At 55.7% G+C, this 607-nt stretch carries 1 protein-coding gene; it reads right to left on the reverse strand.

Going from position 1 to position 607, the window contains the following annotated elements; translation table 11 throughout:
* The coding region (locus AB8818_RS22870) for a phage tail protein (protein ID WP_371200037.1) at positions 1 to 607 on the reverse strand (607 nt) is incomplete at both ends.

The raw sequence follows: 607 nt of genomic DNA on the forward strand, positions 1-607 counted from the left end.
TGAGAATGTGCCATCATCGTTATCGTTTACACTGACAACGCGGTATTGCTGCGCGTAGAGCTCGTCAGATTCCACCACCCAAACAGCTTCGGCCTGTGGCGTCTCACTATATGCCGTGGTGACTGTGACTGATTCACCGTTCACGGCCTGAATGGTCCTGCTCTGCGACGCTCCGGAAGGTAGGTTGAGAATAAGGCGATCACCTACTGCCGCATCTGCCACGCGATCAAGTTTGATAACGCGACCGTTAACGGCGCTGATGCGGCCGCCCATAACCTTTCCGGAAAGCAGCTCGTCTGCAACGGCGATGATGTAGCCCGGCTGCGGAATGTTTCCGTCCAGCCCGACATCAAATGAAACAACACGATCCTTGTTGTTGGTGAGAATACCCCAGCGCCCCTTTCGGTTAGCCTCTGACTGTCTGGTGCAGCCGATGGCGGTCATTTCCAGTTGGTTAAAGCCGTACCGCGCAACCAGCGCCTGCTCAAATACCGGCTCCATCGCGTCGGCGTAGGCATTACCGGGATCGGACCACGACACCAGCGCCGTGGTATAGCGGGTTTTCGTGGTGCTGCTCGAATAGGTAAAACGCCCTTCAATAACGTTA

It is taken from the genome of Enterobacter sp. KB-280D8 (genome assembly GCF_041399405.1).
GTDB lineage: Bacteria > Pseudomonadota > Gammaproteobacteria > Enterobacterales > Enterobacteriaceae > Enterobacter > Enterobacter cloacae_N.